This is a genomic window from Salinicoccus sediminis (assembly GCF_000986795.1).
GTDB classification, from domain to species: Bacteria; Bacillota; Bacilli; order Staphylococcales; family Salinicoccaceae; genus Salinicoccus; species Salinicoccus sediminis.
Genome location: NZ_LAYZ01000002.1, coordinates 463,615 through 480,168, shown reverse-complemented (window position 1 = coordinate 480,168; position 16,554 = coordinate 463,615). Strand labels below are relative to the sequence as shown.

The 16,554-nt window shown below is 47.1% G+C and carries 19 protein-coding genes and 1 riboswitch; of the genes, 3 read left to right on the top strand and 16 right to left on the bottom strand.

Annotated features, from left to right (window positions below):
* The first annotated feature begins 139 nt into the window (after positions 1-139).
* The gene (locus WN59_RS06070; protein ID WP_046514228.1) at positions 140-1,345 is read left to right on the top strand and encodes an FtsW/RodA/SpoVE family cell cycle protein; all 1,206 of its coding nucleotides are present in this window, start codon (positions 140-142) and stop codon (positions 1,343-1,345) included.
* A gap of 31 nt (positions 1,346-1,376) precedes the next feature.
* Here WN59_RS06070 and WN59_RS13895 read toward each other — a convergent pair whose 3' ends face one another.
* Positions 1,377-1,526: an Lmo0850 family protein gene (locus WN59_RS13895; protein WP_017549589.1), complete on the bottom strand. Its 150-nt coding sequence runs from the start codon at positions 1,524-1,526 to the stop codon at positions 1,377-1,379.
* Positions 1,527-1,662: 136 nt separating this feature from the next.
* On the opposite strand from WN59_RS13895, the gene cls reads away from it, so the two are divergent.
* On the top strand, positions 1,663-3,147 hold the full coding sequence (cls, locus tag WN59_RS06065; protein ID WP_082099185.1) for a cardiolipin synthase: 1,485 nt from the start codon (positions 1,663-1,665) through the stop codon (positions 3,145-3,147).
* A gap of 51 nt (positions 3,148-3,198) precedes the next feature.
* Here cls and yidC read toward each other — a convergent pair whose 3' ends face one another.
* From yidC to WN59_RS06030, 7 genes are all read right to left on the bottom strand, one after another.
* A complete protein-coding gene (yidC, locus tag WN59_RS06060; RefSeq protein ID WP_046514224.1) occupies positions 3,199-4,068 on the bottom strand; it encodes a membrane protein insertase YidC in 870 nt (289 codons plus the stop codon).
* A 108-nt stretch (positions 4,069-4,176) separates the two neighbouring features.
* Entirely contained in the window at positions 4,177-4,794 is a 618-nt protein-coding gene (gene thiE / locus WN59_RS06055) for a thiamine phosphate synthase (RefSeq protein WP_046514220.1), read from the bottom strand.
* Entirely contained in the window at positions 4,794-5,579 is a 786-nt protein-coding gene (thiM, locus tag WN59_RS06050) for a hydroxyethylthiazole kinase (protein WP_046514217.1), read from the bottom strand. Before thiM ends, thiE begins: the two co-directional genes overlap by 1 nt.
* Before the next feature lie 2 nt (positions 5,580-5,581).
* Positions 5,582-6,376, bottom strand: coding sequence for a bifunctional hydroxymethylpyrimidine kinase/phosphomethylpyrimidine kinase (thiD, locus tag WN59_RS06045; protein WP_046514214.1), 795 nt, complete (start codon positions 6,374-6,376; stop codon positions 5,582-5,584).
* A complete protein-coding gene (tenA, locus tag WN59_RS06040) occupies positions 6,369-7,049 on the bottom strand; it encodes a thiaminase II (protein ID WP_046514211.1) in 681 nt (226 codons plus the stop codon). The genes thiD and tenA overlap by 8 nt, the downstream gene beginning before the upstream one ends.
* 75 nt (positions 7,050-7,124) lie before the next feature.
* A riboswitch (TPP riboswitch) is annotated at positions 7,125-7,223 on the bottom strand.
* Between the two features lie 115 nt (positions 7,224-7,338).
* Positions 7,339-8,229 (bottom strand): transglycosylase family protein, encoded by an 891-nt coding sequence (locus WN59_RS06035; RefSeq protein ID WP_046514207.1) that lies wholly within the window; start codon positions 8,227-8,229, stop codon positions 7,339-7,341.
* A 512-nt stretch (positions 8,230-8,741) separates the two neighbouring features.
* Positions 8,742-9,335: a single-stranded DNA-binding protein gene (locus WN59_RS06030; protein WP_046514204.1), complete on the bottom strand. Its 594-nt coding sequence runs from the start codon at positions 9,333-9,335 to the stop codon at positions 8,742-8,744.
* Between the two features lie 191 nt (positions 9,336-9,526).
* Between WN59_RS06030 and WN59_RS06025 the strand changes: the two genes are divergently transcribed.
* On the top strand, positions 9,527-9,952 hold the full coding sequence (locus WN59_RS06025; protein ID WP_046514200.1) for a YwpF family protein: 426 nt from the start codon (positions 9,527-9,529) through the stop codon (positions 9,950-9,952).
* Here the strand turns inward: WN59_RS06025 and fabZ are convergent, their stop codons facing one another.
* From fabZ to atpA, 8 genes are all read right to left on the bottom strand, one after another.
* Positions 9,953-10,396 (bottom strand): 3-hydroxyacyl-ACP dehydratase FabZ, encoded by a 444-nt coding sequence (fabZ, locus tag WN59_RS06020; protein WP_046514196.1) that lies wholly within the window; start codon positions 10,394-10,396, stop codon positions 9,953-9,955.
* 7 nt (positions 10,397-10,403) lie between these two features.
* Positions 10,404-10,592, bottom strand: coding sequence for a DNA-directed RNA polymerase subunit beta (locus WN59_RS06015; protein WP_046514192.1), 189 nt, complete (start codon positions 10,590-10,592; stop codon positions 10,404-10,406).
* A gap of 12 nt (positions 10,593-10,604) precedes the next feature.
* On the bottom strand, positions 10,605-11,900 hold the full coding sequence (gene murA / locus WN59_RS06010) for a UDP-N-acetylglucosamine 1-carboxyvinyltransferase (RefSeq protein ID WP_046514189.1): 1,296 nt from the start codon (positions 11,898-11,900) through the stop codon (positions 10,605-10,607).
* Between the two features lie 84 nt (positions 11,901-11,984).
* A complete protein-coding gene (locus tag WN59_RS06005; RefSeq protein WP_046514186.1) occupies positions 11,985-12,215 on the bottom strand; it encodes a DUF1146 family protein in 231 nt (76 codons plus the stop codon).
* A gap of 39 nt (positions 12,216-12,254) precedes the next feature.
* Entirely contained in the window at positions 12,255-12,665 is a 411-nt protein-coding gene (locus tag WN59_RS06000; protein WP_046514183.1) for a F0F1 ATP synthase subunit epsilon, read from the bottom strand.
* 18 nt (positions 12,666-12,683) lie between these two features.
* Positions 12,684-14,096, bottom strand: a complete 1,413-nt coding sequence (atpD, locus tag WN59_RS05995) for a F0F1 ATP synthase subunit beta (protein ID WP_046514179.1) — start codon at positions 14,094-14,096, stop codon at positions 12,684-12,686.
* 25 nt (positions 14,097-14,121) lie between these two features.
* The gene (gene atpG / locus WN59_RS05990) at positions 14,122-14,997 is read right to left on the bottom strand and encodes an ATP synthase F1 subunit gamma (RefSeq protein WP_046514174.1); all 876 of its coding nucleotides are present in this window, start codon (positions 14,995-14,997) and stop codon (positions 14,122-14,124) included.
* A gap of 32 nt (positions 14,998-15,029) precedes the next feature.
* A complete protein-coding gene (gene atpA, locus WN59_RS05985; RefSeq protein WP_046514170.1) occupies positions 15,030-16,538 on the bottom strand; it encodes a F0F1 ATP synthase subunit alpha in 1,509 nt (502 codons plus the stop codon).
* Between the last annotated feature and the right edge of the window lie 16 nt (positions 16,539-16,554).

The window sequence follows — 16,554 nt, the reverse complement described above, 5'->3', positions numbered from 1 at the left end:
ATTATAATACAGTCACCGGTCTCTATCACTAATGAAGTTCACGGAAATGACAACACAAAGCTGTGGAATTGTCCAAAGTTGTTATGATAATATTAAAAACCAGAGTCATAATAGTGTATAATTAAAAGATGATTTCAATATGGGTAAGGTGAAATTCTTGGATAACAAACAAGGATATAAAAGACAAAATACAAATATACTCGCCCGGGTCGACTGGCTGCTCCTTCTGCTGGTCACAATCCTTGGTGTAGTGAGTATCATAATGATCCGTTCTGCGATGACAAGCGGCCAGTATGGGACAGATTTCAGCGTCCGCCAAATAATTTTCTATGTGTCGGGCTTCTTCATGGTCTTTGTGCTGACTTTCATTCCTGTCAAATGGATGAAACAGTATGTATGGATCATTTACGGCGTGGGGGTCCTTTCACTCATGGTACTTTTCTTTGCGCCGGTTTCACCGGTCACACCTATCATCAATGGTGCAAAAAGCTGGTATCAGTTCGGATTTTTCAGCATCCAGCCGTCAGAGTTAGTCAAAATCATATACATACTTACTCTTGCTTATGTTGTCAGTCAGCATAACAGATATAAGTTGACGAATGATTTGACCGATGATGTCAAATTGCTGTCCAAGATGTTTATCGTCTCGATACTTCCCATGGTGTTCATTCTCGTCCAGAATGACCTGGGTACAACACTCGTGATGCTTGCCATACTGCTTGGTATGATTGTCGTCTCCGGCATCAGCTGGTGGCTGATTCTTCCAACTCTTGCTGTTGCTGCAACAATCGGCGGTGCCCTGATACTCGGCATTCTGTACAGACCGGATTATCTGGAACGATATCTGGGCATCCATCCCTATCAGTTTGAGCGGATCTATTCCTGGCTGCAGCCCGAAGACTACGTCACCGAGGGCGGCTTCCAGCTCAGCAATTCTCTTAAGGCAATCGGGTCCGGTGAGATCACCGGCAAAGGGTTCAGTGACGGCATCATATATATCCCCGAAAACCACACCGATTTTATCTTTACAATCATAGGGGAGGAATTCGGCTTTCTGGGATCCACTGCAGTAATCGTCCTTCTTTTCATGCTGATGCTCCACCTGTTCAGAATTGCAGTGACAGTCAATGACAGTTTTTCTTCTTACTTCATCATAGGCTACCTGTCCCTGCTCATGTTCCATGTATTCCAGAATATCGGCATGACGATCCAGCTTCTTCCAATTACAGGCATCCCACTCCCTTTCCTCAGCTACGGGGGAAGTGGCTTATGGGCGAACATGATTGCAATCGGCATAATCATGAGCATATATTTCCATGAGTATCGCCGGGAAAGCATAAATTAAACCGCAGCCGGAAAACCGGCTGCGGTTTAATTTAAATGTTCTGTTCTTTTAATCGCAGTTTCTCATTGTGTGCGATGCGATTCATAATTTCAAATCTAGATCTCGAAACCTTGACTTTGACCCCGAGTTCATTTAGCATCGTGACGACTTGTTTGACTTTTGAATTGTCGTTTTTATGCATAATGACACTCCTTCATATACGTCTTATATATATTTTACCCTTTTAAAGCCGCTTTTTCTATACATTTTACAAAATAAATATTACAAAATTTTAAATATCCATCGAAATATAATAGAATGGTAATGAGGTGAATATCATGGACTGGTTAATATTCGACTACTTTTTCAGCACAGGTGTAATGACTATCATCACCCTGATTATAATCACCATCAACTTTCTGCTCGCCCTCGGCCTGATTTTCCTGGAACGGCGCAGCGCCCAGAGTGTATGGGCCTGGATACTCGTCCTGTTTTTCCTGCCCGTCATCGGCTTCTTCATCTACATCCTTTTCGGCCGTACGATATACAACAAGAAGCTTTTTGTCATTGACGAAAATGAAAAAGTGGGGCTGGAGCACCTGGTGGAGGAACAGCTGGATGAATTAAATGGTGACACTCTGGATTTTACGAATCCGGTTGCCAAAAAACACAAGAAACTGATTCACATGCTCCTGTATAATAACCAGTCTTTTTTGACATTCAATAATTCCATCGAGACATTTGTAAATGGACGGGATAAATTCGACAGTCTGCTCGCCGACATCCGCAATGCCAAAGACCACATCCATTTCCAGTACTATATTTTCAGACTTGATAATCTTGGCAAAGAGCTCTACGACGCATTGCTCCAAAAGCAGAAGGAAGGGGTCACCGTCAGAATTCTCTACGATGATATAGGTTCCAGGGGCCTCAGTCTTCGTAATTTCAGGAAATTCAGGAATGAAGGCGGACAGGTTGAGTCATTTTTCCCAAACATGCTGCCCCTGATCAACCCCCGGATGAATTACAGAAACCACCGGAAGATTGTAGTCATCGACGGTGATGTCGGATACGTCGGCGGTTTCAATGTCGGCGACGAGTATCTCGGCCTGAGTAAAAAATTCGGTTTCTGGCGGGATACACACCTGAAGATCAGCGGAGAAGCTGTTAAATCCCTGCAGCTCAGATTTATGCTGGACTGGAACTCACATTCCGGACGTAACAACCTGACCCGGGAAGAGAGGTATTTTCCGGATAACATTCCCAACCATGGTGAAAATCCGATACAGATCGCTTCAAGCGGCCCTGATGAAAAATGGCAACAGATCAAATACGGTTATATCAAAATGATCTACCATGCCAAAAAGCATATCTATATCCAGACGCCCTATTTCATACCGGACCAGTCGTTTCTTGAAGCAGTCAGGATTGCTATCCTGAGCGGCATAAAAGTCAATATCATGATTCCAAATATGCCGGACCACCCATTCGTCTACTGGGGTACCTATTCAAATGTCGGCGCAATGGTCAAAATGGGAGCGACGGTCCATATTTACGAAAAAGGATTCCTCCACCAGAAAGTCCTTATGATTGATGACGAAGTGATCAGTATCGGAACGACGAATATCGATAACAGAAGTTTTCTGCTTAACTTTGAAGTTAATGCTTTCATATACGATGCAGAACAGGCGGCGGCATACCGGAAGATTTTTGAAAAAGATGCAATGGATTCAACAATTCTCACTGAAGAGATATACGATTCAAGAAGCAATTGGATACGTATCAAAGAAAGCTTTGCCAATCTCATTTCACCAATTTTATAAAACACAACGCCCCTTCCATGTATCTGGAAGGGGCGTTCTGGTCAGCAGGTATTATTTTTTCTTCTTGCGCTTTTTCTTAGGCATCACTTTCGCATTTTTTATACGCTGTTCTTTTTCAGCTTTCTCTCTTTCATGCGCTTCGATGATCGGTGCCATCTCTTCGGCTACTTTTTTCTTGTAGAATGTATTACCTGCCCACGTCTGGAATATCAGGAATATACCGCCGACTGCCCAGTATAATGGGAGTGCGGAAGGTGATATCAATGAAATCCAGATGATCATGATCGGGGAGATGTACATGAACAGCTGCATCTGTTTGCGCTGTTCTTCCGGTACGAACTGCATGGATACAAATGCCTGGCCGGCATATACGAGACCTGCGATTGCGACCATGAAATAATCGGTCTCTGTCAGGTTCATCCAGAGGAATTCCGGATACTCCGTAATACCGCCTTCTGAAGGGAATCTGAGAGCGAAATACAATGCCATGACAATCGGCATCTGGATGAAGATTGGCAGACAGCCCATGTTAAGCGGATTGATACCGTGCTTTTTGTACAGTGCCATCATTTCCTGCTGTGCTTCCATCTTTTCTTCCTGTGTAGTGGCAACTTTCGTCTTCTTCTGAATTTCTTCCATTTCAGGTTTGACTATCTTCATCTTCTCGCGCATCATCATCTGGTTCTTATATGTACGCATCATGAATGGGAAAATAGCCAGACGGACAATAAGTGTGATAAGGATGATTGCCATACCATAGTTATGGCCGAGATTATCACCAAGCCAATGCAGCAGTGAATCCATCGGCTGTACGAATGTATTAAAGAAAAAACCGTCCCTGTTTTCTTCCTGGGAATAATCACAGCCGGAGAGTACAAGCACCAGGCCGATCATTACGGGGAAGAGCCATTTTTTACTCATTTTTTCACCTCAAAAAAAATATCTCACATAAAAAGCATTGTACCATAAACAGGGATGTAAAAAAATCAATTTCCAAAGGTTAATTGAGTATATTTAATGTCCGGCAGATTACAGGAACCCTTCAACCGCCCTTTTTGTGTCCTTCGCCGCAGCGATTCCAGAAATGAGTGACACGCCGTCTGCCCCGTAATCCAGGCATTCCCTGTAATTTTCACGGGTTATGCCCCCGATGGCCACCATGGGGAGCGTGCCGATCATTCTCCTCATATTTTCCAGGCCTTCCACCCCTATCGCTTCACCGGCATCATCCTTTGACCCGGTGGCAAAAACCGGCCCGGTGCCGATATAATCCACCTTGCTGATATCACTTTGCCCAAGCTCACTCCGGTCCCTTACAGAAAGTCCGATGATCTTATCATCGAAATAAGGGGGGAGCAGTGCAATATCCATATCATCCTGTCCAAGGTGGATGCCATCAGCCCCCACCTTTTCAGCAAGATCCGGCTCATCGTTGATAATGAATGGCACATCATATTTCCGGCAGAGTTTTTTAATATCAAGAGCAAAGTTGAAAAGTTCCTCTCCTGCCAATGCATTGGCGCCTTTTTCCCTGAGCTGGAACATGGTCACACCATGCTTCAATGACTCTTCGATGACATGAAGCGGTCTGTCTCCTGCATTACGGCTTCCGCAGATGAAATATAACCTGAGTGCGCCTCTGTCCATCAATAGACCTCCACCATCTTTTCTTCAAGCAGGCTGTCTTCATTCAGGTACAATTCATCGATGAGTATGGTCATGAATGAGCCTGGTGCCGGCACCCGTATTTTACCGGCGGCCGCTTCGGCACAGAGATTGTAGTAACTGACTGCATCCACTACCGCTTCCTCATCAAACCGCCCTTCAATGCCGATGAAACCTGCTGTCAATGCTCCGAGCAGGCATCCTGATCCAGTAATTCTTCCCTGCAGACCGTGACCGTTGGCCATAATCATTTCATTATTCCCTGTCACAAGAGCGTCCCGTTCGCCTGTTACAAGAGAAGGAACGCCGAATTTTCTATAGACTGCCCTGGCAATTTCCATGGTATCTGTTTTTTCCATCGAGTCGACACCTTTGAGGCTGCTTTCTTCTCCGGACAATGCATGCATTTCACCCGCATTTCCCTTGATCAGGGAAACCTGATGACGGGCGAGCAACGTATCCGTGATACTGACACGGAAACCGGATGCGCCGTAACCTACCGGATCAAAGACAATAGGTACACCATTATTATCCGCTTCCCTCATCATTTCATCCATGAGTTCATATTTTTGCTTATCTGCTGTCCCGATATTGACAAGAAGCGCGGAAGCCGCTTTCATGAGATCCCCCGCTTCTGATCTTTCTCCGCTCATGATCGGGGAAGCCCCGGCCGCCAGCATGCCGTTGGCCGTGAAGTTCTTCACTACATCATTTGTGATGCAAACGACAAGAGGTTTTTCTTTCCTCAGTTTTTCAATACGTTCCATGATCATTCTCCTTTAAAACTGAAATGATTGACCGGACCGCTGCCTTTTCCGATGCCGGGACTATTTTTTATGGCTGATGTTATATATTTCTTTGCCGTCCTGAAACTCTCTTCCATCGTTCTCCCTTTGGCAAGTTCAGCTGTCATCACAGCCGAAAAAGTGCACCCGGTACCGTGGGTGTGGTTTGTATTAATGCGGGGAGAAGATACTGTTATCTCTCCGTCTTTCGTAAACAGATAATCGACGGCATCCCCGTCAAGATGACCGCCCTTTATCGTTACACTCCGGATTCCAAGCTCATCCAGGAAGATTTTGGCTGCCTTCCTCACACCATCTCCATCGTTGATTTTTATACCCGCAATCTTTTCCGCCTCATGTATGTTTGGTGTCACATTTGCTGCAAGCGGCAGGAGCGATTCCCTTAAAAATTCGACTGATTCCTTTTCAATCAGTGCGTCTCCGCTGGTGGCAATCATCACCGGATCAATGACATACGGGATATCATGCTTTTTCACGGTTGCTGCAATCACTTCCATCATTTCAACTGTCGCAATCATACCGCTCTTCATGGCGTGCGGCACTTCATCACTGAAGATGCTGTGCAGCTGGCTCTCCAGAAATTCAGCAGGTATATTATATACATCCTGCACCCCCATCGTGTTCTGGGCAGTCAGGGAAGTCACCGCCGCCATGCCATATACACTTCTTGCATGAAACGCTTTACTGTCGGCAAGTATACCTGCACCGCCTGTGGGGTCGTTTCCGGCTATTGTCAGTGCAATCGGGAATTTATGCATTCACGCCCACCTCCATCCATCTTTCTTTGGTTGCGGCCATATTGAAGAACCTCAGCTCATGTTCCGCACTCTCCATGAAATTTTTCCTGAGTACTGCCACTTCTTCAGTCATCATTTGGCTTTCATTGTCGATGATGTCGAACATGACACCCACCGTCGCGTCCATATCATTATTATAGAACTCAAACCATTCACGGTAAGGGTGGTCTTCTTCAAAATCGTTATTTTCCATAGCCAGCCCTGCAATCCGCCGGTATACGTATGGACATGGTGCCATCGCACTGAGAGTGAATGCTATATTGCCCCTTGCATACACATTATAATACATATGCTTTATATAATGATCCGCAGAGGGGAACCACTCACCCGATTCGATGATTTCTTCGTACGGCATGCCCACAGCCTGTGCCAAAGTGTCATGTGCCCCGCTCTCACCGTCGAACACGAATTCCATCTGTCCCAGCAGATACTTTATCATTTCCCTCGATCCCGTTTTGGCAATCAGCATCGCATATATTTTTGCAAATTCATCCAGATACAGGGCATCCGCCTGCAGATAATGGATGACAGAGTCCCTGTCAATATCCCCTCTGATGAGCCCCTGTATGAAATCGCCGTTGTAAATCTCATATATGATAGGTTCAGCATCCGTCGTCATTTTGTCAGTCAGCATGTTATGTCTCCTTTTCCATAAAATAAAACCCGTTTCCAGAAACAGGAAACGGGCTCAGGTAAATGGGCATGAATATGCCGTACCGACCCGCTTCCCTACGCTGGTATTATCCAGATCAGGTCCAAGGGATCAGCCGGCCGGCCGTCTCAGCAAAAAGCACCCCTAGCGGTATTTCTATCCGATTAGTTCCAATATTAATAAACCTCACCACCAAAGTCAATTGAATTGAAAAAGCACCGGGCGTATTCGCCTGGTGCCTGAGATGGCTATTCATATTGAAAATTTGGTACTACAGTCTTGAGCCGCATACAGGCCAAGGCTGGGAACCTCTTTGGTCAAACAGGATCTGCGCTCTCTTAGTCTGTTCGGCTGCAGAAGCCTGGGATGGCAGTCCGCTGCCGCCTACTGATTTCCAAGTCTGAACATCAAACTGGTAAAGACCGTGATAAAGACCGTTGGAGCTTACAACACTTGAGTTTCCACCGGATTCACACTGGGCCAATGCTCCCCAGTTCTGGCCACTGCTGTTTGCAGAAGTGGACTGGTTTTCAGTTTTCACCTGCTGTTTTTCCTGTTGCTCCTGTTGCTGTGCGGCTCTCTCGGCTGCACGTTCTTCAGCCGCCTGTTCTGCTGCACGCTGCTGTGCTGCTTCTTCCTGAGCCTGCTGCTCGGCTGCATCCTGTTCTGCTTGCTGTGCCTGGCTGTCTGCTTCATTTTGCTGTGCAGGCTTAGCTGGCTGTGCCGGCTCTTCTTCAACCTGCGGCGCCTCCACTGCCGGAGCCTGTTCTGCATTTTCACCGGATACAGTGATTGTTTTGCCTGCAAAGATAAGGTCTGACGACAGATTGTTCCATGCTTTAAGATCGGAGACTGTTACATTGAACTGCTGGGCGATTTCAAATAGAGTGTCGCCCGCTTTTATAGTATAAAGACCTTCTTCAGCCGTTTCAGCTTTTTCTTCTGCTTTCTCTTCGCCGCCGATTTCAAGTACCTGGCCAGGCACGATGATATCTGAAGAAAGATCGTTCGAACTTTTAATTGATTCTACTGAAGTATTGTTTTCCTGAGCAAGACCCCATAGAGTATCACCCGTATCTACTGTATGGCTTGCTGCTTCTGCACTGTATGCCAGGGTTCCGGATACAGCAACCGCTGCACCTACTGTAAGTACCTTCTTCATAAGAATAATTTCCTCCCGTTAATCGGTATGTAATATTTTAAGATTAAACATCTGTTCTGTTAATCAACTAGGTAATACTATAGCAGACAAAATCATCCAGTAGGTTACAGGAATATAAAATGTTAAGCGTTGTTTTACAGTTGTGTTACAGTAAGGTTTCCGCCGGAAATGCATTGTTGCAGATAATCCCGGTTTAAGTGCCATTTTTCTCCGCTTTCCATTTCTTAAAAAGTTATCATCCGTTTTTCGCCGTCCTCAAATGCTGATACTTAAAGCATTTGTCAGGAAATTCATTAAACCCGGATAAAAAAACGAATTATCCTTATTATCTGACAGCCGTAACAATACAGGGCCGGCTGTAATAAAACATTCCCAGGAAATGCTTTACAATCTTGATAAACACAAAAAAGCCCTGCAGAATGCCTTTTCGCAGCTTTCAGCCTTCTGCAGGACGGGTGAGTAGTGTGTGAGTGTAGAATTTTTCAAAGATTGGGTGGCGGTGCGGCTAACAACTATGCAAGTGATTTTTCTTCATCGTGCTCATTCTCTTCATTTTCAGCATCAGGTTCTGCTTCTGCAATGGAACCATCCATATCCGCCGGGGCGGATACTTCACCAATGATTTTTTCAATGGCTTCCAGATGATCATCACGGCCGGATGTGAGCTGCTGGTCCCCGCCATCGTTCAATACATGGACAGATTTCTGTGTGACAATATTATGATGGTCGTAATACCTGATGGCATCGCCGATCATTTTTGACGGGTTGCCCAGGTCCTTTTGCTCCGACATTTTCTGCGGCATCGGTTTTACGCTCTCTGCCCAGATTTCCATGCCATATTCCTTTTCCCCATTCGGCTTTGTATGGGTGGTTGATGCAACCTGTCCGCTGACACACAGTATCTCGCCTTCCTGGGCCCTTGAAAGCACTCCCGGTATCGCCTTTCCGAACGCTTTGCAGTATATGAAGTGGATTTCCTTACCCTTCCGCTCGTCCTTGGGCACACGTATCGTGGCAATGATGAAAGAATTTATACTTCCATTTGAAGTCTGGGACAGAGTAACATTCTTTACAAGCTCGCCGACCAGCAGAACTTTGTTCATCATCTTTTTCACCCCCTTCCTGTATACAAGATAAGCGGCGGTGAAATTTTCTGCAAACGGCGGATATTTGATTTTATCTGTGATTTCTATACAATTAAACTGTATCTGCAGTTATTTCTGCTCCCGGCAGAATTTTATCGTGCAATTATATATATTCTGCTGTTTTTAGCTTTACAATCGAAAGGGGTACATGAATGAAGTCTTTTAAGATCGTCGAAGTCAAAATCGAGCGTGAAGGAAATTTCATCATCCTGGATCTCATTGACGGCATCATCATCAACAAGGAAACCAGCGAAGATTCATGGCTGCTGGAGATCTCCACATCACCTGATTTCAAGGATATACTGGAACCGTATGTGGAACAGGAAGTCGATCTGCTCGTCACCATCACCAGACCGACTAATGAGCCGGCCAGATTCAAAGGTGTCTTCAATGAAATGAATGAAATTGATAACGCAGTCTCCCTGATTTTCACCGGGGATATCATTACACAGAATCCGAACTATGCAGAGGATCTGCTCGCACAGCTCATTGATGAAGGGTTTGAAGGGGACGAACTGCTCAATGAGTTCACAGCGATGATGGAATCCAAGACAGAATTGAAAACATCCGATGATTGATTAGTCATCGGATGTTTTCGTATCCTGTATGGCAAATGTGATTTCACATTTGCAGGCAATTTCGCCGTCGACTGTGGCGACTGCCTCGCCTTTGCCGATCGGACCTCTGATTTTTGTGATCTCCACAGTCAATTCCAGAGTATCCCCCGGCGTCACCTGTTTTTTGAACTTACATTTATCTATCCCGGCAAAGAATGCCAGTTTTCCCTTGAACTGCTCTTCCTGAAGCAATGCCACGGCACCCACCTGCGCAAGCGCTTCTACGATAAGTACACCCGGCATCACAGCATATTCAGGAAAATGTCCCGGGAAGAAAGGCTCATTTCCGGAAACTTGTTTGATGCCTGTACATTTTACTCCCGGCTCTATATCCGTCACTCTGTCAATGAGCAGGAAAGGGGGACGGTGCGGGATGATTGCTTTGATCTGGTCATAAGTCAACATTTAAATATCATTCCTTGGTCAAATTGATGATGTGTTCCCACGTCTCCAGACGGAATACTTCGATGGGATTATCGAGTATGCCAAATCCGATCATAAGTCCTACAAAAAAGACGATGACAGCGATATAGACGAATAAAAGGATCCGGACGATCAATGGGAATCTGCGGTGTACCAGTTTTTTAGATTGCTCCGCCATATTCATACCTCTTTACTTCTGTGTTACCGCACTTTTCTGTGCAGTGTCATCACCTGTCCGTTCAATGTCCGCTCCAAGTTTTTCAAGTTTCTTATGGAAATCGACATAGCCGCGGTCCAGGTGCTTAAGTTCGGTAACTACAGTATAACCATCTGCTGCCAAACCTGCAAGAATCAGGGCAGCTGCGGCTCTCAGATCGGTCGCGCTCACTCTGCCGCCGTTCAACTGCCTGACGCCTTTGATGATGGCGTGATTTTCCTGCAGATCGATATCGGCATTCATTTTAGCAAATTCGTCAACGTGCATGAACCGGTTTTCAAAAATTGTTTCGGTGATGATGCTTACGCCATCCACCGTGGTAAGCAGTGCCATCATCTGACTCTGCATATCGGTCGGGAAGCCGGGATGCGGCATCGTTTTAACCTGTATTGCTCTCAGTTGCCCATCGGGTACTACGCGCACGCTGTACTCACCTTCAGGTACAATGCGCACACCCGCCTCTTCAAGCTTGGAAATCAGAGCAGTCAGGTGTTCCGTCATTACATTTTCAAGCACAATCTCACTCTGGGTAATCGCGCCGGCAATCATGAATGTACCTGCTTCTATGCGGTCCGGTATGACTGTATGTTCAGTTCCCCTGAGACGCTCCACACCTTCGATGGTAATATGCCCCGTACCGGCGCCAACTACATCGCCGCCCATCGCGTTGATGTAGTTGGCGAGATCCATGATTTCAGGTTCCCGGGCAACATTTTCAAGGTGTGTCGTACCTTCTGCCAGGCTGGCCGCCATGATCAGATTCTGTGTGGCTCCGACACTTGGGAAATCGAGGTAGATCTTGGCTCCCTGCAGGCGTCCGTCTGCCGTACCCTCAAAGCTTCCATCCACCGTCCTGAAGGTGACGCCCATTTTTTCAAGTCCTTTGATATGCTGCTCGACAGGCCTTGAACCGATAGCACATCCACCCGGCATCGCCACGTTGCAATATCCGTATCTAGCAAGCATCGGACCCATCACAAGCATGCTTGCCCGCATCTTGCTGACAAGATCAAACGGCGCTTTGCAGTCGATCTTCCCTGTGGCGTCGATCTTGACTGAACCGTCTGCACGTTCCACATCGGCTCCCAGATATTTGAGCAGATCGGCAAGATTATCCACATCGGATAACAGCGGTACATTGACGAGTTTGGATACACCGTCCTCTGCAAGCAACGAAGCCGTCATTATCGGCAGCACTGCATTTTTCGAACCTTCTATTTTCACGGAACCAGACAGTCTGTTTCCACCCTTTACAATTATAGACTCCATAACAATCACTCCATACATTTAAATCACATTTTCACATTACACTATTCACTATTTTAAAGTTGTATAAACATGTTTGTAAAGCATTTATTGGAACACCAGGGAAGCTTCCTGCACGAGCCTGAAGAAATCCATGATGAAATTGCTCAATGCACTTCCAAGAAGTACGGCTAGCAGAATGAGGAAAAGACGTATCCTTCCCGTTTCCCCCCGCCGGAACCATCCGTCCACATTGAGTGCACCGAGTACCCGGAAGGCAAATATGACACAGAAAATATGAAGTACGATGTGTATGAAGGCAAGTTGTGAAATTAACATTTTTACCACCTTAAAAACCCAGGCCGGAGCCTGGGTAGTCTATGAACTGTGCTTTGCTATATCTATTCTGTTGGTCGCCCTCTTCAGAGCGAGTTCCGCGCGGAATCTGTCGATTTTCTCATCGCGTTCCATGGCGAGCAGCGATTCTGCCCGTTCTTTCGCAGCAACAGCCCGTTCAGTATCGATGTCACCTGCAAATTCGCCAGCCTGAACAAGTACAGTCACTTTATCAGGACGGATTTCAACGAAACCGTCTGTCACTGCAAAATACTCAAAGCGTCCATCAACTTTTACGCGGAGGCCTCCGATTTTGAGTGCAGCTACTGTCGGGACGTGGCCGGCCATGACACCGAGCTCACCTTGTTTGGTCTGGAGTATGATGATTTCACAGTTCTCTTCGAAATGGACAGAACCGTCAGGTGTTACTACATCCAGTGCAATTGTATTCATTTGCTAACCCTCCCGATTTTAAACTTCTACACCCATGTCGCGTGCTTTATCAAGCACATCTGAAATACCACCGACAAGACGGAAGGCATCTTCCGGGATATTGTCATATTTACCATCAAGGATTTCCCTGAAGTCCGCAACTGTCTGCGAAACCGGCACATATGAACCTTTCTGCCCCGTAAACTGCTCCGCAACGTGGAAGTTCTGTGACAGGAAGAACTGAATGCGGCGTGCGCGGTTTACAGTTTTCTTATCATCGTCGGAAAGCTCATCCATACCGAGGATTGCAATGATATCCTGCAGCTCACGGTATTTTTGGATTGTCGCCTGGACTTCACGCGCAACTTCATAGTGCTCTTCCCCGACAACAGCCGGCGTAAGCGCACGGGAAGTGGATGCGAGCGGATCCACCGCAGGGTAGATACCCATCTCGGATAGGCTTCTTTCCAGGTTCGTCGTCGCATCAAGGTGTGCGAACGTCTGTGCAGGAGCCGGGTCGGTATAGTCATCCGCCGGTACGAATACTGCCTGGATGGAAGTTACTGAACCGACATTCGTAGATGTGATACGCTCCTGGAGCTGACCCATCTCTGTTGCCAGTGTCGGCTGGTAACCAACCGCTGACGGCATTCGTCCGAGCAGGGCTGACACTTCTGAACCAGCCTGTGTGAAACGGAAGATGTTGTCGATGAACAGGAGTACGTCCTGCCCTTCTTCATCGCGGAAGTATTCCGCCATTGTCAGGCCTGTAAGTGCAACACGCATACGCGCGCCCGGCGGCTCGTTCATCTGGCCGAAGACCATTGCAGTCTTCTCGATTACTCCGGAATCTTTCATTTCGTAATAAAGGTCGTTCCCCTCGCGTGTACGTTCTCCGACACCGGCGAATACTGAAATACCGCCGTGTTCCTGTGCGATGTTGTTGATCAGCTCCTGGATGAGGACTGTCTTGCCGACACCGGCACCGCCGAAGAGTCCGATCTTACCGCCTTTTGTATAAGGGGCAAGCAGGTCGACTACTTTAATGCCTGTTTCCAGGATTTCAACTTCAGTTTGCAGTTCATCAAATTTAGGCGCTTCACGGTGAATCGGATCTCTTCTTTCAGATTCAGGAATTGCATCCTCGAGATCGATATGTTCACCCAGTACGTTGAACACGCGACCAAGCGTTACCTGACCGACCGGCACAGATATAGGTTTGCCTGTGTTCGTTACTTCAGCACCGCGCTGTAAACCGTCTGTCGAGCTCATCGCAATTGTTTTTACGACGTTGTCTCCAAGGTGAAGCGCGACTTCAAGAGCCAGGGTGGTAGTCTCGCCGTCTTTTTCAATATCGACGAAAAGCGCGTTATTCAGTTCAGGAAGCTCTCCCTCGTTGAATCTAACGTCAACTACCGGTCCCATGACTTGAATTACTTGACCTAAAGCCATTAGATTTCCTCCTACTCATTCTTGTTTATTCGAGTGCAGCTGCGCCGCCCACAATTTCAGTGATTTCCTGAGTGATTGCCGCCTGCCTTGCACGGTTGTATTGCAATGTAAGATCATCAACCAATTCTTTGGCATTGTCTGTTGCCGCCTGCATGGCTGTCATTCTCATGGAATGTTCACTTGCTTTGGCATCAAGCAGTGCGCCATATATGAGACTTTCGGCATATTGGGGAAGAATCGTTTCAAGGATGGACTCCTTGTCCGGTTCGAATTCATATGTTGAAAGGCTTGATGCCTGTGATTGGTTCGAAAGGTCACTGTCGGCAAGCGGCAGTACTTTCCTCATGTCGACTTCCTGCTGCAGAACAGAGATGAATCGGTTATATACAATGTAAAGTTCGTCAAATTCTTCACTGGAAAATGAAGACACCGCCTGCTGCGCAATTTCTTTCACACTGCTGAAATCAGGCTGGTCCGCCAGTCCGGTACGTGAATTCACAACAGGGTAATTGCGGTTTTCCAGGAACTCGAGACCCAAGCTTCCGATTACAAACAAGTCGTAGGAGTCCGGATTGTTGTTATGACGTTCTTTTATTTCGTTCGTCACCGCTTTCAGCACGTTGGCGTTGTACGGCCCTGCAAGACCGCTGTCCGCTGTGATTACAATGTATCCTGTACGTTTGACCGGCCGTTCCTCGAGCATCGGGTGGGAACTGGTCGTGTCGCCGGATGCGATGGCCTGTACCGCCTCCTGGATCTTGTCCATGTAAGGCTGGAACTTCTTGGAGTTCTCCTCCGCCCGCTTGAGCTTGGAGTTCGCAACCATCTGCATCGCACGAGTGATCTGACTCATCTTCTTAGTAGATCCGATACGGCCTTTTATTTCTTTTATTGAAGCCATGAATTCACCACCTTAATAATTATTCATCTTCATTACTTGGAAGGGTTGAATAGTTTCTTGAAGCTGTTTATCGCGCTTACAAACGCTTCATCATCAGGGAGCTGCTTCGTATCACGGATTCCGTCCAGCAGTTCCTGATTGTTGGAATCCAGCCAGCTGAGGAATTCATCTTCGAAACGCGTGATGTCCTGAACAGGAATGTCATCCAGATGTCCGTTGACAAGTGCATACAGGATTGCTACCTGACGCTCTACTTTCAGCGGCTTGTTCTCGCCCTGTTTGAGCACTTCAACAGTACGCTGTCCGCGGGCCAGCTTGGCAGCAGTCGCTTCATCAAGATCGGAGCCGAACTGTGCGAACGATTCAAGTTCACGGAATGCTGCAAGGTCAAGGCGCAGTGTACCCGCGACCTTCTTCATCGCTTTGATCTGTGCGGAACCGCCGACACGTGAGACTGAAAGTCCGGCGTTGATTGCCGGGCGCACACCTGAGAAGAACAGGTCTGACTGCAGGAATATCTGTCCATCTGTAATCGAGATGACGTTCGTCGGTACGAATGCACTGATGTCCCCTGCCTGTGTTTCAATGAACGGGAGTGCAGTGATTGAACCGCCGCCGAGGTCATCATTGAGTTTGGCCGCACGCTCAAGCAGGCGGCTGTGAAGGTAGAAGACGTCACCAGGGTATGCTTCACGGCCCGGCGGACGGCGGAGGAGAAGGGACAGTTCACGGTAGGCAGCTGCCTGTTTGGTCAGGTCATCATAGACGATGAGTACGTGTTTGCCGTTGAACATGAATTCTTCTGCCATGGAAACACCCGCATAAGGTGCGATGTAAAGCATTGGTGCAGGCATTGAAGCACCTGCTGAAACAACGATCGTGTAATCCAGCGCACCGTTCTTACGGAGTGTTTCCACTGTCGAACGGACAGTTGATTCCTTCTGGCCGATTGCTACATATACACAGATCATGTCCTGGTCTTTCTGGTTCAGGATCGTATCGATTGCGACTGTCGTCTTACCTGTCTGACGATCGCCGATGATAAGCTCACGCTGTCCGCGTCCGATCGGCACAAGTGCGTCAATCGCCTTGATGCCGGTCTGCAGCGGCTCGTCAACAGATTTACGATCCATGACTCCGGTTGCAGGGCTTTCAATCGGTCTTGTTTTTGTTGCGCCAAGTGGACCTTTGCCGTCGATCGGCTGTCCAAGTGGGTTCAGTACACGGCCGATGAGTTCTTCACCGACAGGAACTTCCATGATGCGCCCTGTACGTTTGACTTCATCGCCTTCTTTGATATCATCATACGGTCCAAGAATTACGATACCGATATTGTTTTCTTCGAGGTTCTGGGCAAGCCCCAGAACACCGCTAGGAAATTCAAGCAATTCTCCAGCCATTGCATCATTAAGACCATGAGCAAGTGCGATACCGTCACCAACCTGGATGACTGTTCCCACATCGGATACTTTCATATCCGCTTCATAGTTCTCGATCTGGCTTTTAAGAAGAGCGCTTATTTCGTCAGCTTTAATTGCCATCAAATATCACTCCTTA